This is a genomic window from Amycolatopsis albispora (assembly GCF_003312875.1).
GTDB classification, from domain to species: domain Bacteria; phylum Actinomycetota; class Actinomycetes; order Mycobacteriales; family Pseudonocardiaceae; genus Amycolatopsis; species Amycolatopsis albispora.
In genome coordinates this window covers 5269500-5293398 of sequence record NZ_CP015163.1, presented here as the reverse complement: position 1 = coordinate 5293398, position 23899 = coordinate 5269500, and the positions used below count along the sequence as shown (strand labels likewise).

The following is a 23899-nucleotide window of genomic DNA, read 5'->3' as shown; positions in this document are numbered from 1 at the left end:
ATCCCGCCACCTGGACACCCCTCCACCGCACTAGTGCAACCATGGTTACATTGCGCGTGGAGTTGAACGAGGAGGGACGCTCACCCATGTCCGAAACCGCGAACCGGGACGTCATCCCACTGCGTACCGCGACCTGGGCGTGGTTTCTGATCTCGCTGCAGACGTTCGGAGGCCCGGCCGGGCAGATCGCGGTCATGCAACGCACCCTGGTCGAGGAGAAACGCTGGATCGGCCAACAACGCTTCCTGCACGCGCTGAACTACTGCATGCTGCTGCCCGGCCCCGAAGCCCAGCAGCTGGCCATCTACGTGGGATGGCTACTCAACGGCCGCCGCGGCGGGATCATCGCCGGGACCCTGTTCGTGCTGCCCGGCATGGTTGCCCTGCTCGCGCTGTCGGCCATCTACGTGACGTTCGGCGACACCACCCTGGTGACCGCGATCTTCGCCGGGCTCGCACCCGCGGTGGTCGCGATCATCGCCCAAGCCGTACCCAGGGTCGGCAAACGCGTCCTGCACCACCCCGCGCTCATCGGGATCGCCGCCGCCGGCTTTGTGGCGCTGGCGGTGTTCGCGGTCCCGTTCCCGATCGTCATCGCCGCAGCAGCGGCCATCGGCTGGGCACTCGGCCGGTTCGCACCCCGCACGATCAAACCCCCGCCCACCAACGGCGCCGCCGACGGACCAGCACCGTTGATCCCCGACGACGCCCTGCACCACGAAGCCCCCTCTACACGGCGGAGCCTGACCGTGCTCGGTGTCGGTCTGCTGCTCTGGGCCGCCCCGATCGCCGCGGTGGCGGTGTTCACCGGCGTGGGCAGCACGCTCACCACGCAGGGGCTGTTCTTCTCCGGCACCGCCGTGGTCACCTTCGGCGGCGCCTACGCCGTGCTCGCCTTCGTCGCCCAGCGCGCCGTCGAGGTCTACGGCTGGCTCTCCGCCCAAGACATGGTGCGGGGCCTCGCTCTGGCCGAGTCCACCCCCGGCCCGCTGATCATGGTCGTGCAGTTCGTGGCCTTCCTCGGCGCCTACCACCACCCCGGTAGCCTCGACCCATGGGTCGCCGGGGTGCTCGGGGCGCTGCTGACCACCTGGGTCACCTTCGTGCCCTGCTTCCTGTTCATCCTGCTCGGCGCCCCCTACGTCGAACGCCTCCGCCACAACCGCGGCATCTCCACCGCACTGACCGGCATCACCGCCGCTGTCGTCGGTGTGATCGCCAACCTCGCCCTGTACTTCGCCCTGCACACCCTCTTCACCACCAGCGATGTCCACCGATTCGGGCCGGTGCAGGTGAACCTGCCCGAACTAGCCAGCTTCCGACCCGTGGCCGCCGCGATCACCGCCATCGCCCTCGTCCTGGTGTTCGCGCTGCGCTGGCCGATGCTGCGCACCCTGGCCGTCTGCGCCGGTCTCGGCGCCACCGCCGCACTTTTCGGGCTTCCCCTCACCTGATCGAGCCCACATGCCCCATCGATCGTCGAAGCGCTCAAGGTCCGCGCCGACGTCCACCCAGGTATGCAACCCGGCACCGGACTGGTGGCGTATGGCGCTGGCCGAGGGCAACACGCTGGTCTCCCTCACCGCCCGCAGACTGGAATCCGGCGACGAGGTGCACTGGGAGTTGGGCGCGATCGGTCACGGGCCAGCCGCCGCCGAGCTGACCCAGTACCTCTGCGACGAGATCCGATCCTGGGCGCCCGAGCGGAACCAGCACACGCCATCGCTCATCGTCTATCCGGCTGATACCCCGGACAGCGAACTGGCGGGCCCGCCATCGACAAGACACACAGCAGGTTTGTCCTAACCTACGGCGACCTGACTAGGTGACCTAGCCGCTAGTCTCCTTGCCGCTGTGCTGCTGCGGACGTCAGGCCGAGGCTCGGGCTGACCGTTTGTTCGAACTGCGTCGACCAAGGCTGCCGGGAAGCGGACGCCGGGCGGGTGCCAGGACCCGAATCTCAGTGGGTTGGGCGGCCGAAGGGCCTCGCTGTCGCGCGGTGGCTGTACGTGACGTAGGAGTAAGAGCATGGTGACCGCGGTGGTGTTCGACGTGGGCGAGACGTTGCTGGACGACTCGCGGGAGTGGGGTGCGTGGGCCGACTGGATCGGCGTTTCCCGTCATACCTTCTCGACTGTGCTGGGTGCGGTCACCGCCGCTGGCCGGGACAATGCCGAGACGTTCCAGTACTTCAAGCCGGGCTTCGACGTCGCACGGGAACGGCGGCTGCGCGAGGAGGCTGGCCTGGGTGAGCGCATCGAGGACAGCGACCTCTACAGCGATGTGCGGCCCGGCCTGGCTGCGCTGCGAGAACGCGGCTTGTGGGTCGGGGTAGCTGGGAACCAGACCGCTCGCGCGGCCGAGCTGTTGCGTGCGCTGGAGCTGCCGGTGGACCGGATCGCGACCTCGGGGGAATGGGGTGCCGCCAAGCCGTCGTCCGAGTTCTTCGCCCGCGTGGCAGAGATGGTGCCCGACGGGCCGGGCGAGACGGTGTACGTGGGTGACCACCGGGACAACGACGTGGTTGCCGCGAAGGCAGCGGGCTTCTGCACGGCGTTGATCCGGCGGGGCCCGTGGGGTTACCTGTGGGCTGATGACCCGCTGGTGCGTCGCGACGCGGATTGGGTGATCGACTCCCTTTACGACCTGCCGGATCTGTTGTCCCTGCGCTGAGCGGCTGGTGACAGGCGGATCAGCGAGCGCGGGCCCAAGCGGCGAGGTCGAGCAAGCCGGCGCTGGGCGTGCTGTGGGTGCGCAGGAGGGACGAGAGGGATTGGCGGACCTGCGGGTGGGTGCGGGTGTGCTCGGGCGCGGCCTGGCGTGCAGCCTGAAGGCACAGGTGAGCGTCTTCGTGGCGACCGAGGGTGAGCTGGGCGCGGGCCAGATCGATGAAGTAGTGGGAGCGACGCTCGGCGGGCAGTTCGTGGGGCGGGTGCCAGTACGCGGCGCGTTCGATACCCAATGGATCTCGAAGTTCGACGGCGACCGCGAGTTCGTGGATGCGCAGCGAGGCCGGGCCGAACGCGGTGCCCACGTAGATGCCCTCGGGCACACTGCCCGCGGCGCGGCGGGCCTCACGCAGGTGGTCGGCCGCGAGGTCAGCTTTGCCCGCCCGGCCGGCCACCACCGCGGCGCGCATGTGCAGGGCGCCGAACGCGGCCAAGGAGGAGGTCGTGTCGAGATCGGGCACGTGGTCAGCGGCGAGTTCGAGAGCGCGAGCGGCGGTGTCCAGGTCGCCGGTGGCGAAGAAGGTTTCGGTGCGCACGTATGCCACGGCGGCCAGCAGCAGCGGGTCCTCGGCGATCTGGGCGGCCGAGCGCATCAGGTCGATCAGGCGGGCGGACAGATCCAGGTATCCGAACTTGAACGCCACGCCGTCAGCAGCCCGCAACGCCAAGGTCAGTAGGGCGGCGGCGTGGCGCTGGCCTGCCGCGTCGCCCAGCTGACCGGCGCGGGCGAGTTCGGCGATGAGGTCGGGCAGGCGGCGGGCGAGGTTGCCGTAGCGGGACTGCAGCCGGTCGTCGCTGGCGCGGATGATCTCGCCGTGCAGATCGTCCGGAGACCTGGTTGGTCCGTCGTCAGGCAGATCCAGCCGGTCAAGCGCGCGGCGCAGGCGCGGGATGGCGGCGTGGATGACGTCGGCCTCGGGCTCCGGTCCGTCCTGGTGAACGATTTGCTCGACGGGGGTCGTTACCAGGCTCGACGAAGGTGAGACCAGGACCGTCGTGATGTTGGCAGCAGGTCGCCGAAGGGTACGTCGCAGCAGGTCGTCGAGTACGTCGAGCGAGACCTGCAGGGCGGTGGCGAGGCCGCGCCGCTGCCAAGGCTGAGGTGACTGGACCCCACGTTCCCAACGTCCGATGGTGGTCCGTTCGACCTTCAGGGTGACGGCGAGGGCTTCCTGGGTATAACCAGCGGCCTCGCGGGCAACGGCGAGCGGGGTGAGAGGCCGTGCTGCCATCGTCGTTGTCCCTCCTTCCAGACCCTCCATAGCGCACAGTACTCGCCGGTTTTCGCAGCGTAGGGAGGGTGTCGCCTCATCGCTGCCTCATGGCCGCTCCGTTCTCGACCACGGCTGACGACCCGACTGATCGCCAATCGCAGTTGCATGCCCATCTGGGTGAAGCCCCTCGCTCCAGCAGACCAACAGCGCGCTGGTCAGCGCCTGGGTCGCCCCGTTGACGCCTCGTTCTCGCCGCACGGCCGCTCTGGTGATCGGCAAGGGCGGCGTCGTTGACTGGGATTCGGCCTGCGGTGGGCGACCCCCGACCGCCCACCGCAGGCCATACCGGTCTCAGCCATCCTTCCGCTACGGAAAGTGAGCTTGTTTCAGTGGATATGCGCGAGGTGCAACCAGCACGCTCACCCGCGCCGGTTGACCAGTCGAACCTGGTGCCCCGCTGATGTCGCACAAGATCACCATCGAGCACTCCTTCGAGTCCGGGCATCGCTTACCGCACCTGGGCGGCAAATGCGTAAACCTGCACGGCCACTCCTGGTCGGTTGCCGTGACGGTGAGCGCAGCAGAGCTGAGCCCCGAGGTGACCGTCGTGGAGTTCGGCGCTTTGAAGGTCGGGGTGCGGCGCTGGATCGACGAGCACCTCGACCACGCCACGATGCTCGGTGTCCGTGATCGGCTGATCGCCCCGCTGGTCGCCGATGGCAACCGAGTGTTCCGTTTTGGAGCCGAGCGCCCGGCCGACGACGCCGAAAAATTCGGATACGGGCTGCCGTGGCCAACGGTGGAAGCCGTGGCGGTACTGCTAGGCCGAGTCGCGGAGAGCGCGCTGGCCGAACTTGCCCGCGCCGACGGTGCGCGGGTCGAGCGGGTCCTGGTCCGCGAGACCCGGCTGAACACCGCCGTCTACGAACCCCCGGTGACGCGATGAGCACCAAGAACTGCACGCGGCCTACAAGTCCTTGCTCACTTCGAGGCGTCGCCTCGATCGTCCTGTCCGTCGATCGTGAGAGCACCATGATGACCTCCTCCACCACTCCCGCTCTCGGTCCGCTTGTCGCGGTATACGGCCTCGTCGGGCACGACGAGCGCCTTCTACTCGTACGAGACCGGGACGCCAGCGCCTTCCGGCTACCCGGCGGTCGAGTACGGCCCGGTGAATCCGTTGAGGACGCCCTGCGGCGCACCCTGCGGGAACAGACCAACGTCGACATCGCCTACCTCGACTTCTGCGCGACGGTGGAACTGCGCGACCACAACTCACCAGACGGGCCTGCGCTCTATGAGCTCGCGCTGCTGTTCGACGTGACTCTCGCCGGCCCCGAAGCCGCCTGGGCCAGCGAACACGAACTGCGGTGGCTCGCCGAGGCGGACCTCCACCAAATCGAGCTGCGCCCCGCGGTCATCGCGAAACGACTGCGAAGCGACGCGCTGACCGTCGAACGCCCGTGGTGGCCGCACCACTCCTGACCCTCACAGTCCACGGCCCGGACCATTCGGCGCTGCTGCGCGAGCCGGGTGTGTCCGAAGAACCGAAGGAACCATGCTGTCGGCACCCGACTTCACCACTGCCCTGACCGCGGCACAGGCCGCGATCGATCTTGCCGTCGAGCATGTCCTCAGCCACCGTCCTCGCTCGATCCGATACAAGGGCGACCGCGACCCTGTATCCGAAGTGGACGAGGACGTCGAACACGTTGTCCGCCAACGGTTGATTGCCGACGGGCACACCGAGATCGGGTTCCTCGGAGAGGAAACCGGCGCGGTTGGTAGCCAGGAGACCTACTGGGTTCTCGATCCCATCGACGGCACGATCAACCACCACCACGGCAGTCCCTTGTGCGCGATCGCCCTCGGGCTCGTGCACAACCACCGGCCCATCCTCGGCGTCACCGCGCTTCCCTTTCTCGGACACCGCTACTGGGCGACCGACGGGCAAGGCGCCTACCGCGACGGAGAGCCGATCGCCGTCTCGGTCACCGAGTCGCTCGATCGAGCCCTGATCGGGTTCAGCGACTATGGCAGCGGCCAGGACACCGCCCTGCGAGACGTGCTTTGCTCCACTGTGGACCGGGAACTCACTGCACGGGCACAAGGGCTTCGCCGCTATGGCTCTTCCGCGCTTGACCTCGTCTGGGTCGCCGACGGCACCCTTGACGCCTGCGTCCTGCTCGGCAATCGGACGTGGGATACCGCGGCCGGGGCTGTCATCGCCCGCGAGGCGGGAGCCCTCGTCTTGGATGCTGACGCCAGCCCTCACACCACCCGTTCCCGGTGCGCGATCGCCACCACGCCGGGACTTCGCGACGAGTTGCTGCCCTTCCTGCGGGTCTTGCGTGGTACCCGTTTTTGGCCCGATGACGACCGACCCGAACCCGTCATGAGTCCGACCGGCTTGCCGCAGAGCGGTGAACCGTAGTGCGGAGCCGGACACGAAGGCGGACGCGATGGTGATCGTGCCGAGTCCTCGCTGCTCGCCGGAAACCCCCGGACTGTCGTTCGATGCTGTCCACGGTAAGGCCGCGCGCCGCCATGCCGACAACGGACCACTCACCGAGTACCTCCCCAGCCTTGGACAACTGCCCGCCACGGGGCCGTCCGCGCTTCCGCTGGACCTCGACGAGGAACGGGCCGCCGCGCGTCGGGCCGCGCTGGAGGGACCGCGGCCCGACGACGAGCATCTGGCGCTTCTCGACCGCGTGCTGCAAGCACTGCGCCGCCTGTGACCAGCGCCGCCGCGACCTTGGCTGGAGTCCGTTTCATGCACCCGGCAACCGATGGCCTCACGATTCCCGACCCGATCCCGGACGCTTCGATCTTCCAACCGGCGCCGTGGGTCGCTCCGTCTTCCGAGCAGCTTCCCTTCCTCCGCCGGCGGCTTCACGAGCACTACACCACCATCGCGGCCGAGGGCGCCCAGCAAGGACGAACAGGCCAGGTCGCGCGAGCCGCCGCGGTGGAGAGCGAGGATCGGGAAGTACGCCGATACGCCCGCGATGAAGCCGGCCGCCTCAAGAACGCGAGCCTGACGTGGGTCGACCACGAGGCGATCGAGATGGCCGTGACCTACTCGTCCACCCCGTCCACCGAACCCGCCAGCCCGGACCGAATGCCCAGCATGACCGGCTTCATGCTGTTCGAGAGCTGCATCGGCGGCGCCCTCTATGACGCCGCGCGTGCGCAAGACCTGCCAGGCTCAGGATGGACACCAGCCCCCTGGCTCTACGACGTCTCCGGTTACGTCGAGGCCCCAATCGTCGCCATCAGCTGGTCACGCCTGCCACCGCCGCACGAGGACCGGGTCCAACTGTCGTTCTACACCCCAAATCGGCCGCCCCACTGGGACGGCCTGCCCCCGGACACGTTCGTCGCCCAGTGGGCAGCGACAAAGACCCGATACAGCGCGGGCTACTTCGCCGACCATGTCCGCACTGTCTCGGCCCGGATGAGCCCGATGCCGGTACTCGCTACCTTCACCGCGACCCTCCAGTTCGGTGAACTGCTCCCCGAACCCGACGCGAACCACTGCGCCGGGTGGGTCCAGACCGTCTACGGCCTATGGCAATTGCTCGACCACAAAGTCAAGAAACCGCTGACCCACACCGATGTGATCGCAGCTCCGCGATCAGTGACCCGAGGCGACGCCCGAGCCGGCATCATCGCGACGATCGACGTGAACATCGTCCGGGTACACCCGCGGTTCAGGACCAAAGACCTGCCTCCCGACGACGGAGAGGACAACGCCGACCACGACACGTCGGACAACAGCCGCCGCTCGCCTCACTATCGCCACCGGTACTGGCGCGGCCCGTATCGAGCAAACATGTGTATGAACACCTGGGGGCATAGCGAAGGAAACTGTGAACACAAAGAGGTGCCCGTGGGTCGGCATTTGCGCGGGCCGGTCGGCGCACCATTCCGCGAGCGCGTCACGGAACTGCGCGGCTCACCGGCTCGTAACTCCGGCACCGGCCAGCCCAAACCGTAGACCGCGACCTGCACGTCGATGATGAGGCGAGGCGCCCTCGGGCTCGATACCTCGCATGCTCCGAGGTAGTCGGCTCGAAAACATCAGAGCCAGCCTGCCTGTTACGCCTTCTCGGGCCGGCAATCATGGCTCGAACCGGAAACCGTAGGTTCGGTCGCCGATGGGCACGCGACCGTAAGGTGATCGGCGCTGCAGGAGGATGCCCGCCAGCGCCTGGTCGACGAGGACTTCAAGATCGGCGATGCTGCGTCGTTCCAAGAGCATGACGTAGTGCGTGCGTGGAGGCTTTCCCTTGGGCGGTTGCCAGGCGGAGTCTTCATTGATGCGGAGGCAATGTTCGACGCCGTGTCGTGGGCATCTCCAGACGGCGGGTATCTCGGCGTCTGTCGAGAATGGCACGGTGAACTCGTGTCCTCTTCGGCACGCGAAGCGGACTTGAATCCGCGGCGCCGGCCGCGCATCGCAATCCGGTTCGCCAGTGTGCGTTCCCAGGCGGTAGCCCCGCAAGACCCGTCTGGGCATCATGATCTCCGCTCGCGTATCGGATGGGCTGGTGTCGCGAGCCGTTCTCGTGCCCGCTGTCGCTGGGCTATGAGGCTTTGGGCTTGGTCCGGGTAGCGCCGCCGCGTCCACGCAGCACCACACCGAACTCCGACAGGATTCGGTGCACGAAGCCGTACGAGCGGTCGGTGGCCTCGGCCAGCGCACGGATGCTGGCGCCCTTTTCGTACTTCTTCTTCAGGTCAGCGGCCATCTTGATGCGGGCCTCGCCGGTGATCCGGCGTCCCTTGGCCGTGGTGTGTGCTGCCATGCCGTTCGCTCCTCTTCGCGTTCAGGCGGTCGGTTGGTCGGAGTCGAGGGCGTCGCGCCGGGCGATGACGGTGGCCTTGCTCTTGTCGGCGCCGGGGCCGGCGGCGGTGTAGTAGTCGATGGCCTGGCCGTAGCGGCGGTGGGCCTCGGCGGTGTCGCCGAGCGCGGCGTGGACCTCGCCGAGCACGGTGCATAGGTCGGCCAAGTAGCCGACCGAGCCGTAGTCGCGCACGGCCTGCTCGATCGCGGCGAGCTCCGACACTGCCTCGGCGGCTTGCCCGTTCAGGGTCAGGGCCCGTGCCAGGTGCAGGACGGTGCGGGCGTGGCCGATGTCATCGCCGATGCCGGTGAACATGCTCGCCGCCAGCCGCAGGTGGTGGAGTGCGAGCGGGGCGTCGGCGACCTTGGGGTGCAGGGCAGTTTCGCCGAGGCGGCGGTGCCGCAGCGCGATGCTGCGGGCGTCGCTCATCCCCTCGGCGATTTCCAGGGCATGTTCGAGGTCAGGGAGGGCGGCGTGCGGGTCGTCGGCCTTGAGGTGGGCGCGGGCGCGGGTGGACAGCGCGCCGGAGTGCAGCCACGGGTCGCCGACTTCGGCGGCGCGCTCTACGGCAATCGTGCAGATGGCGACGGCGGCCTCGTGGTGACCGAGGTTGGTCTCGCCGAAGCCCTGGCGGGTGCGGCAGACGACCTCCAGGATGTGCCCGGCGTCGGCCGCGGCATTGGCCCCGAGGAACTGCGAGCTCACCAACTCACCGGCGGTGTAGTTGGGGCGCAGCGGGTTCCACAGGACCTCGCCGAACTGATACACCAGCTCCGTCCAGCCCTGGTCGGCGGCGACCTGTTGAGCGGCGAGAAGGTTGGCGCGTTCGGTCTCGGCCCATTCCAGGGCAGCCTTCGCTGCGAACACGCCGGTGTCCAGACCGGTGTAGACGGGGCTGAACCGGCGAGGGAAAGGATTGATGATCTTGTCGGCCGCCGCCGCGCGCCGCAGGTACCACTCGATCATCCGGCGGCGCACCGCAAGCCGCTTGGCCTGGTCATCCTGGCCTGCCAGGGTTTGCACGTGCTCTCGCAGGACGTCGTGCAGCCGGTAACGCTCGTCTCCAGTCTCGGTGACGAGGTTCGCCTCCACCAGCCGCCCGAGCCCGCGGCCGACCTCGGCGACCGGCACGTCGAGCCCGGCCGCGAGCGGCTCGGCGGTGAACTCGACGCCGGGATGCTCGGCCAGGCCGCGGTAGAGCCGGGCGGTGGTGGCGTCGAGGTCCTCGTAGCTCATCTGCAGCACTCCTTCAACGGACAGCTCGTGCGGGTCCAAAGCGCCAGTGGACGCCTCGGCGAGGTGGGTCAGGCGGGTGATCAGGCGCGCCGGGTCGCGCCAGGGGTAGGCGGCGAGATGGGCCCCGGCGATGGTTAAGACCAACGGGTGCCCGTGACAGCGGGTGGCCAGCGCATGCAGCAGCTCCTCGCCGATGGGCTGTCGCTCCTCGTCGAGGAGGCCGGTCAGGAGCGCGGCGCCGGTGGCGGCCGGGAAGCAGTCGAGGTCGAGGTGGCGGAAGCCCGCGATGGCCAGCTCGGCGAGCCGATTGCGGCTGGTGACCAGGATCGTGCCGCGCGCCGTGGCAGGTACCAGGGCCTGCACCTGCTCGGCGGAGCGGGCGTTGTCGACCAGCATGGCCACCGCCTTGTCCGAGGTGACCGTCCGGTACAGCGCGACCAGCTCGGCCACCTCGCCCGGCAGGTCGTCGGCGGCGACGCCGAGCGCGCGGAGCCATCCGGCGAGGACCTGCGCGGTGGCCGGTGGCGGGTGGCCGCTCCAGCCGTTGAGGTCGACGTGCAGCACGCCGTCGGGGTGGCGCTCGTGGTGTCCGTCGAGCCAGCGCACCGCCAAGCCGGTCTTGCCGACCCCACCCAGGCCGGTCACCACCACGCGGGTCGGGCCCGCCGTGGTGAGCAGACGGTCCAACCGCTCCAATTCATCTGTTCGGTCGACCCAGGTGTGCGCGGGCGGCGGAAGCTGCCGGGGCACCGGCACTCGGTGCTCGGGAGCGTGCAGGACGATGGTGTCGGCGGTGACCGTGCGGGCTTGCAGCACCTGGCCGTGGACCGATCCGGATACGGTGTTGATGTGCTCGGCCTCGTTCATGCTCGCTCCGCGGGCTCGGGACGGCGGTCGGCGAGCACGGCGTTGCCCCACAGGCACTCGCGTACGGGCAGGGTGAGCCCGTCCGGTCGCCACAAGCCGATCGGCGCCACGCCGTCCGGGTGTGGTTGCCACGGTCCCAGCAGGTCGGCGAACTGCCGCCGGCTTCGATGGACGAGCGTGATCCCGGCCCTGGCGAGACAGTCCTCGACCGCAGCGGCCGACTCCAGCCCGAGGACGATGCCGTCGGCGTGTGAAGCGGCCAACAGCGAGCCGGGTGCCAGCCGCTCGTGGTACCTGGCCAATGCGGCGGCCGGATCCTCGGCGTCGGGCAGGCAATGCAACACCGACCCGGCCACCACGCCCACCGGGCGAGTCAGATCGAGCAGCCGAGTGGTCACTGCATGGTCGAGCACCTCGTCAACGTGCCGCAGGTCGGCCTCGATCACCCCGGTGCTCTGATCGTCCGCATGGACGATCAGACCGAGACCGGCGATGGCTATGGGGTCGCGATCGACGTAGACGACGCGGACGTCGGGACGTTCAGCCTGGGCGAGATGATGCACGGGGTGGGCGCTGAACATGCCCGCACCCAGGTCGAGGAACTGCTCGATTCCGGCCGTGAGCATGTGAAGGACTGCGCGGCGGACGAAGGTGCGGCTCTTGCGGACGAATACGTCATACCCAGGCACCAGGGTGGTGATCTTGTCGGCCACGGCACGGTCGGCCGCGAAGTTGTGCCCACCGCCGAGCAGGTAGTCGTAGATCCGGGACAGCGACGGCGCGTCGGGGTCTACCTGTTGCTCAAGACCTGACGCGCTCTCATGCGTCGCCATCACCGTGACGTTCTCCCCACCCCGTCTCGCCATCACGAGCCGACTCACCGTGCGTCTGGTCGACCCACCTGTCGTGACGTGCGGCGCACCAGCACCAGTCGAACCGGCCGGGTCGATTCGTGTGGGCGATTAGACGGCTGTATCAAGATCTGAACCAGAGCGGCGGCGAGGCGCTGGTGAGGCGCCAATGAGGCGACACCACACGTGAGCTCGATAGCAGCGGCGGCATGGTTCACCCGGTTGAGTGCGAGGGTGGATAGGTAGGCTTCGAACGTGCTGGCCCTGACGGGACCGCTTCGACGAATTGGCGCTTGGAGGGGCCTGCTCATGGGCGAGCTAGGTGCGATCCGCAGTTACGCCTACTGGTCGGATCGCCGTATCCGGGACATCGCGTCGGCAAACGGCATCGCCCTCGAACGGCGCGTGAGTTGGAAGGCCAAGACGGCGTCGATTCCCTTGATCGGTGGGCTCGAATTTGCTCAGGAGGCGCGCACGCTAGACCGTGCTGAGGTGGCGCGTCGAATCGAAACGGCGATCGGCGACCTTGCAGTCGAGGACTTCGTCACCCCGCCGCCGGCGGTGTTCGCCAAGGGCGTCGGCCGTGTCGAGTTCGCCCAGTTCACGGGCGGCATTGAGAAGCGACAGGGCGTCGTGATGTACGCCAGCACTCGCAGCAGCACTGGCGTCCGCGTCGATGTGTGCATGTTCGGCAGCCTTGAGAACACCGCCGACTACGTCGGCGGCTCCGACAAGCCACCGGAAGGATGGTCGTCCTCCGCGGCTCGGGCGATTGCTCTGTACATCCGGAGCCGAGGAACGATCAACAATTCACAGTGGGACGACCCGGAGTCCCTCGCGGTCGAGGCCCTGAAGATCGCGACCGAGCAGGGCGTGACCGGAACCTGGGACGAACACGAGGACAAGCCCTGGACACGAGGCTTCACGCTCGGCCACGCGACTGAATCCGAGTGGTTCGCACAGATCTACAGCGACGTCGTGCTCGACAAAGACCGGTGGACCTTTGACCGCGACGGCGGCATCAGCCCAGACGTCGAACGTATCCTCATCGGCGCTCCACTGTGGGTACGGACTCCCGGCGCACACGCCGTCACCCGCTACCGGGACCTACGCCGAGGGAGCGACGGGGAACATGACGGTCGGCTCCTGCCTGGACTGGATGGCCAACGCCTACGTCGTTGACGGGACACAATGATCGAGTGAGCGATGACTGGGAGCTGCGCTGGGCATCGGGAGCCCGGCGGTTCTACGTCGCCGAGATCGTGCGGCAGGCGAGTTACGCCTTGGCCGCGGTGCAACAGGCTCTCAGTCTCAGCCGGGATCCGCAGCGGCGTTCCGAGGCGTGGCCAGCGGTCCAGTCGTTCCTCACCGCGTCCGCCATCATCAGCAAGCTGTTGTGGCCCGTCAGGGCCGATGGAGCCGATCTCAAGTCCCGTTGGCGTCGCTTCCGCGCCGATCGACTGCGAACAGAGTTGATGGTCAGCGAAACCTCGGCCCTCCGGGACAGAAAAGTCCGGGACTCCGCCGATCACTTCGACGAACGCATCGACGACCTTGTCCGCAGCCAGCGCCTCCCGAAGTCGTGGACAGACCTGGCCGAGGAGGAGTTCATTCGGCAGCCGGCCCCGTTCCGCGCAATCGATCCTGACACGGGTGAGGTGCTCGCAGGTCATGACCGGATGGCACTGACGCCCATCGTCACGGAGTTGAACGCGGTTTTGCGCCGGTGCGAAACCATCGAGCCCGGATCAACCAGCGACCCCCACGTCGTCATGCTGCTGGCTACGTTGAGGTGGCCGCCGCTGCCGTCCTTGTTCGAGCCCACCGAGCGCCCGGACGAACCGGTCACCGCAGGGGCCAGTATCACCGCGACCGGCCCTCAGAGTCTGGAAGAGCTGATCATGCTGGTTGTCGGCCAGCTCTCCGAGCGCCCGGACTCGAACCGACCCCCCGACGCCGAGGGATAAGCGAACGACGTGCTGCGATCGAGCGCGAATGCCCGGTGAGACAGCCGCCAGGCGGTCCCCTACGTCGCTCGAACGTATGTGCGAACGAGTGGTACCTTGCTGGTCATGGACCTGCAGCTACTCCGAACTTCTCAACCGGACGGCAAGCTGGCATACGGCCGCGACAGCACCGGTAGACCTGTGGCCCTCCTCCCAGCTTGTGCATAACCGGTCTCTGACCGGAACATGTCGCCTCAATGATCACGATGCGTTGGCATGTCCGATTCACCCGCTCCGAGTTGCCGTCATTGACCGCTCCGCTGCCGTTCGTCGCCGATCTTCCGAACGACTGGCACGAGTGGCTCCAGCGGGCGGATGTGGTTCCGGGTACGCCGTTTCTGTTGTCGCCGTCCTATGAGTACGACGTCGTGCTGAACGACTTCTTCCAGAGTGTGAAGATGGTGGCCAGTGCCACGACCACGCAGTCGGGCTACGCGCGGGATCTCGCGGCGTTCCTGACGTTCCTGTGGTCGGCGCGGGAGCAACGCTCGTGGCGGGACGCGACAGAGGCCGATCACCGGGCCTATTTGCACTGGCGGCGCCGCGACCCGGCTGGGCCGAGGGTGGCGGGTGCCGCGTGGGATCGGGAGGTCGCTGCGGTCAACAGGTTCTACCGGTGGGCGCTGGGCTGCGGGCACGTGCAGGTCAACCCGATCCCACAGACATCGCGACGCCCTGTTCCGGTGGAGGCTGGGTGGGCCAATCGTTCCACTTTGGACGAGCAGCGGCCGGCGACGTACTCGCACGATGCGGTCCGGGAACGGGTGGAGTGGCTGCCACCGCAGGAGTATCGGCGATGGCGGGATGTGGGCGTTCGGGGATTCACCGGTGCGGGTCTGCCCGACGAGCGGTTCCGAGGTCGGTGGGCGGCGCGGAACGCGGCGTTCTGCGACTTGATGGTGCGCACCGGGCTTCGGCTGTCCGAACAAGCCGCGCTGAGCGTGTTCGAGGTTCCGCTGGATCAAGGCCTGGGCGGCTATCGGCGGTTCTGGCTGCCAGCGTCGATCGCCAAGGGAGGCTCAGCCCGGTGGATCTATGTTCCGGCGTCGGTGCTCGCTGATCTGGCTGCTTATGTGGCGATCGATCGCCCTGAGGTGGTCGCGGCGTCTCAACACCGGTACCGGCGGATGCGCCGACCGCTGGTGGTGCAGGATCCGTCTCAGCCGATCGCCACTCAGGTGACGGGGGTTGGGGTCCGGCGACGGGTCAAGGTGGCCCAACTCGACGCCGCCGAGCGTCGGCTGCTGCTGATCGAGGGACCGGGTGGACTGGAACCGGCGCTGTTCTGGCTCGGCGAGCACGGCTGGCCGTTGTCGGTGCACCGGTGGAAGAAGATGTTCGACGAAGCCAACGCCCGGTGCGGGAAGGCTGGTGTTGGGCTGGCCGCGCACGCCCACCTGCTGCGCCACACCTTCGCAGTGGTGACGTTGGAGCAGCTGCAGCGCGGGCACATCGCCGCGCTGGCCGAGCTGACCGAGGAGCAGCGCGGCCACTACGCGCGGATCTTCGGTGACCCGCTGGACTGGGTTCGCCGACGGTTGGGCCACAGCTCGGTGGTGACGACTCAGATCTACCTGCACGCCTTGTCCGAGCTGGAGATGCAGACCCGCATGGCGCTGGTCCCCGACGGTTGGGAAGACCCGCGTGCCATCCCGGTGGACGCGCTGCCGGTCGACGATGACGCCGAGCACGACCCGGCCGCCGGTCGTAACCGATGACGCGGGACGGACAGAGACGTGGCGAGCAGAGACGTGACGGACGGGGCAGCACCCACGCCGGACGCCCGGCCATCGTTCCCGAGCAGGTCTACGACCCACCGCTGGAGGTTGCCGACTCCGACCACGGGCGGGTGGTGGAGTTCGTCGGCGAGGACGGCCGCAACGGGCGCTTCTCGGTTGGTGAGTTGCCGCTACCGGGATGGCATGCCGTGCTCGCGGCGGCGTTCGCCGCTATGGTCGGCCCGGCAGGCACTCGCCGCACCCTCGCGTCGGCGACGACAGCCTGGGGAACGCTGGGGCGGTTTGTTCGGTTCCTGGCGCGCTTACCGATCCCGCCAGTGGTTCCGCAGCAGCTGACCGCCACCCAGGTGGATACCTTCCTATTGCACCGCATCGACGCCATCGGCGCCCCGGCAGCCTGGATGGAGATGGGCGTGCTGCGGCGGATCGTCCAACGACCCCCGCTGCGTGACCTGGTGTCGACCGCAGTGCTGAACTACCTGGCACGGCGCGGCGAGAAGACCAAGAAACCCGGCGCACCGGGCTACTCCGACGGCGAGTGGACGCGGCTGGTCACCGCGGCTCGCGCCGACGTGGCCGCGATCCGCGACCACATCGACGCCGGTGAGCGCCTGTTGGCAGCCTGGTCCGCCGATCCACCCTCCCTCAGCCACGCCGACCAGGTGGTGGCCGAGCAGTTGACACGGATCGCCGCGACCGGCGTGGTTCCCCGGCTCCGGGCCGAGATCGGTCTGGAGCGTCGGGCGCGCACCGCGGTGGCGCAGCGGCTGTTCGTCACCCAGGCCGATCGGGAACCGCTGCTGGTGCTGCTCGGCGCGGTAACCGGCCGCAACCCGGAGACACTCAAGGAACTGCCCGCGGCGCACCGCATCCTCGACGACCGCGCGGTCGAGCTGCGGGTCACCAAGCGGCGCCACGGGCCACAGCGCTGGTTCGACACGGTCACCTGGGAGATCGGCCCACCCCACCGCGCGCTGCATACCCCCGGCGGCCTCTACTTGCTGCTGCACCGGTTGATGGCCCGTGGCCGCGCGTTCCACGCCGCGGAGACCGCCTCGCAGTCGGTGTCGATCTGGTCGGTCTGGCGCAACGCCCGCACCGGCGGCCTGGCCGGAACCCACGAGCATCAGGATCCCTACGCCGCAAGCCTGTCCACCTCGATCAACTTCACCCAGTGGGCGCGCCGACACGACTTGCGCGCCGACCCGGCCGACGAGCAGGCCGCCAGCCAGGACACGCCGCCGCTGCTGGAGGTACGGCTGCCGCGCGTGCGCACCAGCGTCGAGGTCCGCCGCACCCGCGCGGTCGGCGGGCACCTGCCCTCGGCGGCCCGCTCGAACACCGTCGGCGTGTTGTTCGCCAACTACCTGCGCGGCGACCCGACCGCCCGCGACTGGGCCGAGGACGTCCTCGGCCACGCGGTCATCGACGCCGAACAAGCCGCACTCGCGGCACATCACCGTGCCCTGCAGGAGTCCGGACGCACCGCGCTTCGGATCGAGCCCGCCCCCACCACCGCCGACCACGCGCACGAGGGTGCCTGGACCGCCTGCAGCGACCCCGACCAGCACCCCAACACCGGCCAGCCCTGCCGCCGGATGTCCTTTCTGGACTGCTTCCACTGCGGGAACTGCCTGATCACCCGCTCACACCTGCCGGCGATCCTCGCGCTCCTTGACGACCTCGCCAACCGACGCGACCAGCTCGGTGAGACCGACTGGTGGACCCGCTACGGACCGGCCTGGGCCGCGATCCGCAGCGACGTGCTCCCGAAGTTCACCCCAGCCGAGCTCACCGCAGCCCGCGAGGCCACACCAGCCGAAGCGCTGCTGGAGCTGGCCGAAGACCCCTGGGAGCACCCGTGACCTCGACCTTTACATCGACCATGCCCGAACTGCACGACGCACCCGGCGGAGACCAGCGGGTGCTGGCGGGCCGACCTCTGCGGCCCGGTGTCGTGCTGGCCCAGACCTCCCGGTTCGCCGACGATGTCTGGCGACTGGAACACGGTCTGCTGCAGCAGCACGTCAAAACTCTGGCGCTGGACTTTGCGACAGTTCCTGAGCGCTATCGGTTGCACGCCAAGCAGTTGTGCTACGCGATGCTCGCCGGCCCGCTGCCACCGGGCGAGAAGCGCCAGAGCCTGCTCAGCATCCGCAGCGTGTTCAGCGAGCTGCGCCGGTTCCTGCACTGGCTAGACACCCGACCACCCGCGACCGAACAACCCGACCTCGCGACCCTGACCGGAGGCGACCTCACCGACTACCACCGGCACCTGCTGGCGCTGCCCAACGTCAGCGCCCGTGAGCACGCCCGTCGCGCCGTTCGCCTGTTCTGGCGCTACCGCACCGGCCTGACCGACCCGCTACTGATCGACCCCCATCACGTCGACAGCTGGTCACACAGCAAACGCCCCAAGGAGAACACGACCGACCGCGTCCCCGAACCCGTCCTCGGGCCACTGATCACCTGGGCGCTGCGATTCGTCGACGAGTTCGCCCCCGACGTCCTCGATGCCGACCAACGCTGGCGGGACTACCGATCCCGGTTCCGTAACGGCAAACGCGGCCACAACGCCGGGGTGGCCACCAATCTCCAGTCCTATATAGACGATCATGTCCGAAGTGGACTTCCGCTGCCCGGCTATGAGGGACGACCGAACCTGCAGTTTATCGCTGCCGAGATCGGTATGAGCATCACCGGCCTGCTGCGCCGGCACCGCAACACGGTGTTGGACGCTGCCGCGCTCGTCGGCGTGACCGAGCACACCTGGCTGGGCACGCCAATCTGCGGGCGGCTGGACAACACGCCTTGGATCAACGACATCGCCCTGACCCATCCCACGCAGTCCATCCGCAAGCTGGCCCGGCTGCTGCAGGTCTCCTGCTATGTCGTGATCGCGTTCCTGTCCGGGATCCGCGACAGCGAGGTCAAGCATCTGCGCCGGGGGTGCGTCAGCGTTCAGCGCGGCAGCGACGGCAGAGCCTACCGCTGGAAGCTGACCGGCCGCGCCTTCAAAGGTGAACCCGACGCCACCGGCACCGAGGCTACCTGGATAATCGGTCACCCGGCCGCCCGCGCGGTCGCCGTCCTGGAGAAGCTGCAACCCGCCGACCGCCCCCTGCTGTTCTCCCATCTCGCGCACAGCAACGCCGCCGGATCCTCCAAGACCAGCGCCGACCAGGCACAAAGCACCGGCGTCACCAACGCCCAGCTCGGCGAACTCGTCCGCTGGATCAACGACTATTGCGCCCGGCACGGCCGCACCGACAGCATCCCGCTGATCAACGGGCAACGCTGGCGGCTGTCGACCCGCCAGTTCCGGCGGACCCTGGCGTGGTTCATCGCCCGCCGTCCCGGTGGCTCGATCGCCGGCGCCATCCAGTACCGGCATCTGAGCGTCCAGATGTTCGAGGGCTATGCCGGCACCTCCGACTCCGGCTTCCGCGCCGAGGTCGAAAGCGAACAAGCCCTCGCGCGCGGTGAACACCTGCTCGCGATGATCGACGGCCACGAGCACACCACCCTGGCCGGGCCAGCTGCCGAGGAAGCCCGGCGCCGGCTGGACGGTTTCGCCGGCCAGGCCCGGTTCACAGGCACCGTGCTCACCGACCCGCACCGGCTCGCGCGGCTGCTGCGGCGCGCGGACCCGGCGGTCTATCCGGGCACGTTCGCCACCTGCGTGTTCAACCGCGACAAGGCACTCTGCCACCAGCACCGCGACAGTCACGGCACCACCCAGCCCGGTCTGGGCGACTGCCGGCCGCTGGAGTGCGCCAACGTCGCGCTCACCGCAGACAACACCGCCGCCCTCGGCGCCGAACGCGACCGTGTCGACCACGAACTCGCCGCCAGGCCCAGCCTGCCGCCGCTGCTCCAGCACCGCATCCGCAGCCGCCGTGACCAGATTAGCCACTTCCTCGACCGCCACGTCCCGGAGACCGGGTGACCCGCCGCGTCGCCCTGCCCAGCCTCGACGAGGTCCGGGCCGCGATCGGGCACCTCGCTGAAGCCGCCGGCAAGCCCCCGACGGTCGTGGCCCTGGCGCGTCATCTCGGGCTGGCCAACACCACGTTCCGCCGCAACTTCCCCGACATCACCACCGACCTGCACCCACTCCGGTCCCCGTCCTCACCCGAGGGCCCTATCGGTGTCAGCCAGTTCGAGCAGCTGAAACGGGACAACGACAAGCTCCGCCGGAACAATCACGATCTCACCGAACACTTGGAGATCGCCGTCGCGAACATCCAGCGGCTCACTCTCGATAACGACAAGCTCCAGCGGCAGCTGGAAGCCGCCGCCGACGTGACCCGGATCAACACGCGCTACTAGGCCGGCGGCACCGACTCGCCTTCCCTGCGCCCAGACCGGTCAACGGTCAGATCTGTATCTGGCAGAGGGTGATGGCGGGGTGTGGGTGTCACATCGGGGCCCGACCGGGTCACATTCCGGTGATCATGAGGTCGTCCACGGTGTAGCGGAGGTTGTTGTGGACGGCGATGACGCCGGGCACGTGGTGGGTGTGGTGGTAGAGGGTTTCGGCGGTGCTGTGGAGGGTGAGGGTGCCCTCCAGGGTGACAATTCCGTGGGTGACGTGGACGGTGAGGTGGCGGGCTTCGGCGGCGCGGACGGGGGTGAGGATGTCGCGTTCGATGTCGGCTTGGATGGCGTGGTCGCTGCGGAGGAAGAGCCTCAGTGTGTCGTGGCGGGTGAGCACGCCGACGAGCCGGTGGGTGTGGTCGGTGACGTAGACGCTGCGCGCGATACCCAGCAGGTGCACGGCTTCGGTGAGCGGGGCGTGTTCGCTGATGGTGGTCGCGGGTGTGGTCATGAGGTCGGCGGCGGTCGCGCCGGAGGATTTGCGCCACCGGGCACGACAGTGGGCACCGGCGAGCAGGGGCGGGCTGTCGGTGCCGTTGTGGAATTCCAGTTTGGCGTGCACGTCGGCGTCGGTGACCACACCCAAGGGTCGGCCGGTGAGGTCGATGACGGGCAGGGCGTCGAGGTCGTGGGCGATCATGGTGCCGACCAGTTCTCGGAACGGGGTGTCGAGGGCGGCGGTGATCACCCGGGGGTTCGTGAAGACAGCGACAGTTGGCTCGTGCATCTGATGCACCTCCACTTTCGCCCCGCTGGCCGTGTGGGGTAGCCCACCATCGCGGCAACAGTCTTAAGACTTGCTAAGGTTAGCAACTGTTGAACCGTGCGAGTAGGTGTTTCTATCGCCGCTGCGGGCGGTGACCAGGAAGGATCGACGGCTATGACGACGGTTATGGCGGCGATCGACGATCGGGCCGCCGGTGGCGTGCCGGGCGCTGGCGAGGTGGGGTGCCGGTGAGCAGGCCTCTGTACCAGTTGAAGGCGGAGTTCTTCAAAACCTTGGGGCATCCGGCGCGGATCCGGGTGCTGGAGCTGTTGAGTCAGCGGGAGCACGCGGTGTCGGAGATGCTGCCGGAGGTGGGGATCGAGCCGGCGAACCTGTCCCAGCAGTTGGCGGTGCTGCGCCGCGCGGGTCTGGTGACCACCCGCAAGGAAGGCTCGACGGTGTTCTACTCGTTGACCAGCCCGCACGTGGCGGAGTTACTCGCGGTCGCGCGGTCGATCCTGACCGGGGTGTTGTCCGGACAGATCGAACTGCTGGAAGACCTGCGCACTCCAGCGGCCACGGCAGCGTCTTCAGGGGCGTCTGTGAGGGACGGGTCGGATACGGGTGGGGGTAGATCGGGTTCCGTGCCGCCGAGTGGTTGAGCTTGCGGTCATCCCGCTCGATCCCTGGCTTGTCGCCCGGCGGGATGGCCGCATCCCACGGCCCCTCTTTCTCTCTGTCTTTCTGTGAACGTGTTAGTCGGAATCTCATGCGGGAGTACTGCTGTGCTGGGTTTGTGGCGCAAGATCCGCCGGACGGGGCGGGTGGCTGAGCCCGCTCCGCCGTTGGCGGGCGGTGAGGTGCCGCCGATAACAGCCGAACTGGGTGGGTCGGTGCAGGTCCGGCATGTGGACGCAGGTTCATGCAACGGGTGTGAGGTGGAGATCGGGTCGGTGTTCGGGCCGGTGTATGACGCCGAGCGGTACGGCGCGCGGCTGGTGGCCTCGCCGCGGCACGCGGACGCGTTGCTGGTGACCGGGCCGGTGACCCGGAACATGGCCGCACCGTTGCGGCGCACCTACGAGGCGGTGGCGGGCCCGAAGGCGGTGGTCGCGGTCGGGGATTGCGCCCGCAACTGTGGGGTGTTCGCCGGGGCGTACGGGGTGGCCGGGGCGGTACGCGATGTGGTCCCGGTGGATGTGGAGATCGCCGGGTGTCCACCGCGGCCGGAGGCGATCGTGGAGGGTCTGCGGAAGCTGACCGGCCGATGAGCCTCGCGGCGACAGCGCTAGCCGCCGCATGTGCGATCGGCGTAGTGGCGGCGGTGGCCGCCGTGGCGGTGCCGGTGCGGGCACGGTCGACGGTGGCCGGGCTGGGGACCGCGTTCGCCGGGGCGGCGGGAGTGGTGGCTGGGATCGCCGCCACGACCGGCGGAGTGTTTTCGGTGCGTCTGTCGGGTGTGTTGCCGCTGTTCGGGGTGTCGCTGACGCTGGATGCGTTGGGTGGGGTGTTCGTCGCGGTGACCAGCGGGGTTGCCGTCGCCGCCGGGATCTACGGGATCTCCTACACCCGCTCCCACGGTCTGGACGCGCGCCCGGTGCAGGCGGTGTTCCCGTTGTTCGTGGTGGCGATGCTGCTGGTGCCGGCCGCGGGGAGCGTGAGCAGCTTCCTGGTGTGCTGGGAGCTGATGGCGCTGTTCTCGCTGTTGCTGGTGGTGGCCGAGCACCGGCGGCGCCCGGAGGTGGCGTCGGCGGGCCGCTGGTATGCGGTGATGACCCATCTCGGGTTCGTGGCGGTGCTGATCGGGCTGGTGGTGTTCGCCGGCCACGCCACCGACGACTCGTTCACCGCGCTACGCGCCGCCGCCCGGGACTTGTCCCCAGGGGTGGCCGGGGTGGTGTTCGTGGTGACGTTGGCGGGGTTCGCGTCGAAGGCGGGCATCGTGCCGCTGCACGCGTGGTTACCGAGGGCGCATCCGGAGGCACCGAGTCATGTGTCGGCGTTGATGTCGGCGGCGATGGTGAACCTCGGGGTGTACGGGATGGTGCGGGTCGGGTTCGACCTGCTCGGCGGTGCTTCAGCCGGTGGCCCGACCTGGTGGTGGCTGCTCGTGCTCACGCTCGGGGCGCTCTCGGCGGTGTACGGGATTCTGCAGGCCGCGATGAGCACCGACCTCAAACGCCTGCTGGGGCACTCGACCACCGAGAACATGGGCCTGGTGCTTATCGCGCTGGGCGCGGCCGGACTGTTCACCTCCTCCGGGAACCGGGTCCTGGCGGGTGTCGCGCTGGCCGCGGCGCTGTTGCATGTGATCAACCACGCGGCGTTCAAGACGCTGCTGTTCCTGGCCGCCGGGTCCGTGTTGCACGCCACCGGTAGCCGGGACTTGGACGCGCTCGGTGGTCTGCGGTCGGGGATGCCGCAGACCACCGCAGCGTTCGGCCTGGGCGCGCTGGCCGCGTCAGCGCTGCCGCCGGGAACCGCGTTCGTGTCCGAGTGGCTGCTGTTGCAGGCGCTCATCCATGGCCTGCCGTCCGGGTCAGGCGATCCCGGGACGGCGTTGGCGGTCGCGATGCCGGTGGCGGTCGCGGCGGTCGCGTTGACCGCCGGGCTGGCGGTGGCCACCTTCGTCAAGGCATTCGGCGTCGGGTTCCTCGCCAAACCCCGCAGCGAATCCGCTGCCACCGCCCGCGAAAGCCCGGCCACGATGCGCGCCGCCATGGGACTCGCTGCGGTGGCGTGTGTGGTGTTGGCGGTGCTGCCCGGCGTGGTGCTGCCGGGCGTGGCCAGTGCGTCGGGTGTGGTGTTGGGTGCCGGGGAGCCGGCGGTGGCCGCGGCGGTGACGCTGCGGCTGACCGGGGTCACCGGGGCACTGTCGCCCCTGATCATCACCGTCGCGTTGCTGGCCGCGTTCGTGCTGGCCGCAGGTGTGCTCCGCGCGGTCACCGCCCGGCGAGCTGCGCGGCGGGAAGCGCGGTTGTGGGACTGCGGCGCCGGGCCGATGTCGGCGCGGATGGAGTACACCGCGACCTCGTTCGCCGAGCCGTTGCAGCGGGTGTTCGACAACGTGGTACAGCCCGAGACCGACGTGGACGTCACCCATCACGAGGAGTCCCGGTATCTGGTGGCCGCCGTGGAATACCGGCGGAAGGTGCCCGACCGGATCGAACGCCGCCTCTACCAACCCGTCCTGAACCTGGTGGCCGCGTGGGGCCGGGTCGGGCGGCGGCTGGCGACGGGCAGTGTGCACCGGTATCTGGGCTACGGCTTCTACACCGTGTGCGGGCTGCTGCTCCTGCTGGCGGTGACCCGATGAGC

General features: G+C 68.7%; 22 protein-coding genes and 1 pseudogene. 17 read left to right on the top strand and 6 right to left on the bottom strand.

The genetic code is table 11. The annotated features are described in order from the left end of the window. Nucleotides 1-86: 86 nt before the first annotated feature. The 3 genes from chrA (at nucleotide 87) to A4R43_RS24880 (ending at nucleotide 2673) form a co-directional block, all read left to right on the top strand. Nucleotides 87-1454: a chromate efflux transporter gene (gene chrA, locus A4R43_RS24885; protein WP_075849299.1), complete on the top strand. Its 1368-nt coding sequence runs from the start codon at nucleotides 87-89 to the stop codon at nucleotides 1452-1454. A gap of 91 nt (nucleotides 1455-1545) precedes the next feature. Continuing rightward, complete coding sequence (locus A4R43_RS42880; protein ID WP_075849297.1) at nucleotides 1546-1806, top strand: hypothetical protein; 261 nt, start codon at nucleotides 1546-1548, stop codon at nucleotides 1804-1806. 222 nt (nucleotides 1807-2028) lie between these two features. Further along, nucleotides 2029-2673 (top strand): HAD family hydrolase, encoded by a 645-nt coding sequence (locus A4R43_RS24880; RefSeq protein WP_075849295.1) that lies wholly within the window; start codon nucleotides 2029-2031, stop codon nucleotides 2671-2673. A 19-nt stretch (nucleotides 2674-2692) separates the two neighbouring features. Here A4R43_RS24880 and A4R43_RS24875 read toward each other — a convergent pair whose 3' ends face one another. Next, a complete protein-coding gene (locus tag A4R43_RS24875; protein ID WP_162788590.1) occupies nucleotides 2693-3961 on the bottom strand; it encodes a helix-turn-helix domain-containing protein in 1269 nt (422 codons plus the stop codon). Nucleotides 3962-4403: 442 nt separating this feature from the next. Between A4R43_RS24875 and A4R43_RS24870 the strand changes: the two genes are divergently transcribed. From A4R43_RS24870 to A4R43_RS24850, 5 genes are all read left to right on the top strand, one after another. Then, the gene (locus A4R43_RS24870; protein ID WP_113694545.1) at nucleotides 4404-4889 is read left to right on the top strand and encodes a 6-carboxytetrahydropterin synthase; all 486 of its coding nucleotides are present in this window, start codon (nucleotides 4404-4406) and stop codon (nucleotides 4887-4889) included. Continuing rightward, nucleotides 4886-5428 (top strand): NUDIX hydrolase, encoded by a 543-nt coding sequence (locus A4R43_RS24865; RefSeq protein ID WP_113694544.1) that lies wholly within the window; start codon nucleotides 4886-4888, stop codon nucleotides 5426-5428. Before A4R43_RS24870 ends, A4R43_RS24865 begins: the two co-directional genes overlap by 4 nt. Nucleotides 5429-5501: 73 nt before the next feature. Further along, on the top strand, nucleotides 5502-6377 hold the full coding sequence (locus A4R43_RS24860) for an inositol monophosphatase family protein (RefSeq protein ID WP_113694543.1): 876 nt from the start codon (nucleotides 5502-5504) through the stop codon (nucleotides 6375-6377). Between the two features lie 28 nt (nucleotides 6378-6405). Then, complete coding sequence (locus A4R43_RS24855; RefSeq protein WP_113694542.1) at nucleotides 6406-6684, top strand: hypothetical protein; 279 nt, start codon at nucleotides 6406-6408, stop codon at nucleotides 6682-6684. Further along, nucleotides 6681-7946: a hypothetical protein gene (locus tag A4R43_RS24850; RefSeq protein WP_162788588.1), complete on the top strand. Its 1266-nt coding sequence runs from the start codon at nucleotides 6681-6683 to the stop codon at nucleotides 7944-7946. The genes A4R43_RS24855 and A4R43_RS24850 overlap by 4 nt, the downstream gene beginning before the upstream one ends. A gap of 123 nt (nucleotides 7947-8069) precedes the next feature. Here A4R43_RS24850 and A4R43_RS24845 read toward each other — a convergent pair whose 3' ends face one another. The 4 genes from A4R43_RS24845 to A4R43_RS24830 form a co-directional block, all read right to left on the bottom strand. Next, on the bottom strand, nucleotides 8070-8468 hold the full coding sequence (locus tag A4R43_RS24845; RefSeq protein WP_075848243.1) for an RNA polymerase-binding protein RbpA: 399 nt from the start codon (nucleotides 8466-8468) through the stop codon (nucleotides 8070-8072). A gap of 67 nt (nucleotides 8469-8535) precedes the next feature. Further along, nucleotides 8536-8757: a helix-turn-helix domain-containing protein gene (locus tag A4R43_RS24840; protein WP_113694540.1), complete on the bottom strand. Its 222-nt coding sequence runs from the start codon at nucleotides 8755-8757 to the stop codon at nucleotides 8536-8538. A gap of 21 nt (nucleotides 8758-8778) precedes the next feature. Then, nucleotides 8779-10899 (bottom strand): hypothetical protein, encoded by a 2121-nt coding sequence (locus tag A4R43_RS24835; RefSeq protein WP_113694539.1) that lies wholly within the window; start codon nucleotides 10897-10899, stop codon nucleotides 8779-8781. Then, nucleotides 10896-11732, bottom strand: a complete 837-nt coding sequence (locus A4R43_RS24830; RefSeq protein WP_162788587.1) for an SAM-dependent methyltransferase — start codon at nucleotides 11730-11732, stop codon at nucleotides 10896-10898. Before A4R43_RS24830 ends, A4R43_RS24835 begins: the two co-directional genes overlap by 4 nt. A gap of 273 nt (nucleotides 11733-12005) precedes the next feature. Between A4R43_RS24830 and A4R43_RS24825 the strand changes: the two genes are divergently transcribed. From A4R43_RS24825 to A4R43_RS24800, 6 genes are all read left to right on the top strand, one after another. After that, on the top strand, nucleotides 12006-12932 hold the full coding sequence (locus tag A4R43_RS24825) for a hypothetical protein (RefSeq protein WP_162788586.1): 927 nt from the start codon (nucleotides 12006-12008) through the stop codon (nucleotides 12930-12932). 17 nt (nucleotides 12933-12949) lie between these two features. Further along, a complete protein-coding gene (locus A4R43_RS24820; RefSeq protein WP_113694536.1) occupies nucleotides 12950-13717 on the top strand; it encodes a hypothetical protein in 768 nt (255 codons plus the stop codon). Nucleotides 13718-13953: 236 nt separating this feature from the next. Next, entirely contained in the window at nucleotides 13954-15474 is a 1521-nt protein-coding gene (locus tag A4R43_RS24815) for a tyrosine-type recombinase/integrase (RefSeq protein ID WP_113694535.1), read from the top strand. A 338-nt stretch (nucleotides 15475-15812) separates the two neighbouring features. Continuing rightward, nucleotides 15813-17360: a hypothetical protein gene (locus A4R43_RS24810; protein WP_113694534.1), complete on the top strand. Its 1548-nt coding sequence runs from the start codon at nucleotides 15813-15815 to the stop codon at nucleotides 17358-17360. Then, the gene (locus tag A4R43_RS24805) at nucleotides 17357-19444 is read left to right on the top strand and encodes a hypothetical protein (protein WP_162788585.1); all 2088 of its coding nucleotides are present in this window, start codon (nucleotides 17357-17359) and stop codon (nucleotides 19442-19444) included. The genes A4R43_RS24810 and A4R43_RS24805 overlap by 4 nt, the downstream gene beginning before the upstream one ends. After that, on the top strand, nucleotides 19441-19827 hold the full coding sequence (locus A4R43_RS24800; protein WP_113694532.1) for a hypothetical protein: 387 nt from the start codon (nucleotides 19441-19443) through the stop codon (nucleotides 19825-19827). Before A4R43_RS24805 ends, A4R43_RS24800 begins: the two co-directional genes overlap by 4 nt. Before the next feature lie 109 nt (nucleotides 19828-19936). Here the strand turns inward: A4R43_RS24800 and A4R43_RS24795 are convergent, their stop codons facing one another. Further along, nucleotides 19937-20602: a CBS domain-containing protein gene (locus A4R43_RS24795; RefSeq protein WP_113694531.1), complete on the bottom strand. Its 666-nt coding sequence runs from the start codon at nucleotides 20600-20602 to the stop codon at nucleotides 19937-19939. A gap of 227 nt (nucleotides 20603-20829) precedes the next feature. On the opposite strand from A4R43_RS24795, the pseudogene A4R43_RS24790 reads away from it, so the two are divergent. The 3 genes and pseudogenes from A4R43_RS24790 to A4R43_RS24780 form a co-directional block, all read left to right on the top strand. Next, nucleotides 20830-21150: pseudogene (locus tag A4R43_RS24790) on the top strand (ArsR/SmtB family transcription factor); the annotation flags it as partial. A gap of 177 nt (nucleotides 21151-21327) precedes the next feature. Further along, nucleotides 21328-21852, top strand: a complete 525-nt coding sequence (locus tag A4R43_RS24785) for an NADH-quinone oxidoreductase subunit B family protein (RefSeq protein ID WP_335645099.1) — start codon at nucleotides 21328-21330, stop codon at nucleotides 21850-21852. Between the two features lie 44 nt (nucleotides 21853-21896). Beyond that, nucleotides 21897-23897, top strand: coding sequence for a proton-conducting transporter transmembrane domain-containing protein (locus tag A4R43_RS24780; protein WP_236808247.1), 2001 nt, complete (start codon nucleotides 21897-21899; stop codon nucleotides 23895-23897). Nucleotides 23898-23899 lie beyond the last annotated feature (2 nt).

Excerpts from the sequence above, each read along its gene's own strand:
- chrA (WP_075849299.1), top strand. The coding sequence starts at position 87 with ATGTCCGAAACCGCGAACCGGGACGTCATCCCACTGCGTACCGCGACC.
- A4R43_RS42880 (WP_075849297.1), top strand. The coding sequence starts at position 1,546 with ATGGCGCTGGCCGAGGGCAACACGCTGGTCTCCCTCACCGCCCGCAGA.
- A4R43_RS24880 (WP_075849295.1), top strand. The coding sequence starts at position 2,029 with ATGGTGACCGCGGTGGTGTTCGACGTGGGCGAGACGTTGCTGGACGAC.
- A4R43_RS24875 (WP_162788590.1), bottom strand. The coding sequence starts at position 3,961 with ATGGCAGCACGGCCTCTCACCCCGCTCGCCGTTGCCCGCGAGGCCGCT.
- A4R43_RS24870 (WP_113694545.1), top strand. The coding sequence starts at position 4,404 with ATGTCGCACAAGATCACCATCGAGCACTCCTTCGAGTCCGGGCATCGC.
- A4R43_RS24865 (WP_113694544.1), top strand. The coding sequence starts at position 4,886 with ATGAGCACCAAGAACTGCACGCGGCCTACAAGTCCTTGCTCACTTCGA.
- A4R43_RS24860 (WP_113694543.1), top strand. The coding sequence starts at position 5,502 with ATGCTGTCGGCACCCGACTTCACCACTGCCCTGACCGCGGCACAGGCC.
- A4R43_RS24855 (WP_113694542.1), top strand. The coding sequence starts at position 6,406 with ATGGTGATCGTGCCGAGTCCTCGCTGCTCGCCGGAAACCCCCGGACTG.
- A4R43_RS24845 (WP_075848243.1), bottom strand. The coding sequence starts at position 8,468 with ATGCCCAGACGGGTCTTGCGGGGCTACCGCCTGGGAACGCACACTGGC.
- A4R43_RS24840 (WP_113694540.1), bottom strand. The coding sequence starts at position 8,757 with ATGGCAGCACACACCACGGCCAAGGGACGCCGGATCACCGGCGAGGCC.
- A4R43_RS24835 (WP_113694539.1), bottom strand. The coding sequence starts at position 10,899 with ATGAACGAGGCCGAGCACATCAACACCGTATCCGGATCGGTCCACGGC.
- A4R43_RS24830 (WP_162788587.1), bottom strand. The coding sequence starts at position 11,732 with ATGGCGACGCATGAGAGCGCGTCAGGTCTTGAGCAACAGGTAGACCCC.
- A4R43_RS24815 (WP_113694535.1), top strand. The coding sequence starts at position 13,954 with ATGATCACGATGCGTTGGCATGTCCGATTCACCCGCTCCGAGTTGCCG.
- A4R43_RS24795 (WP_113694531.1), bottom strand. The coding sequence starts at position 20,602 with ATGCACGAGCCAACTGTCGCTGTCTTCACGAACCCCCGGGTGATCACC.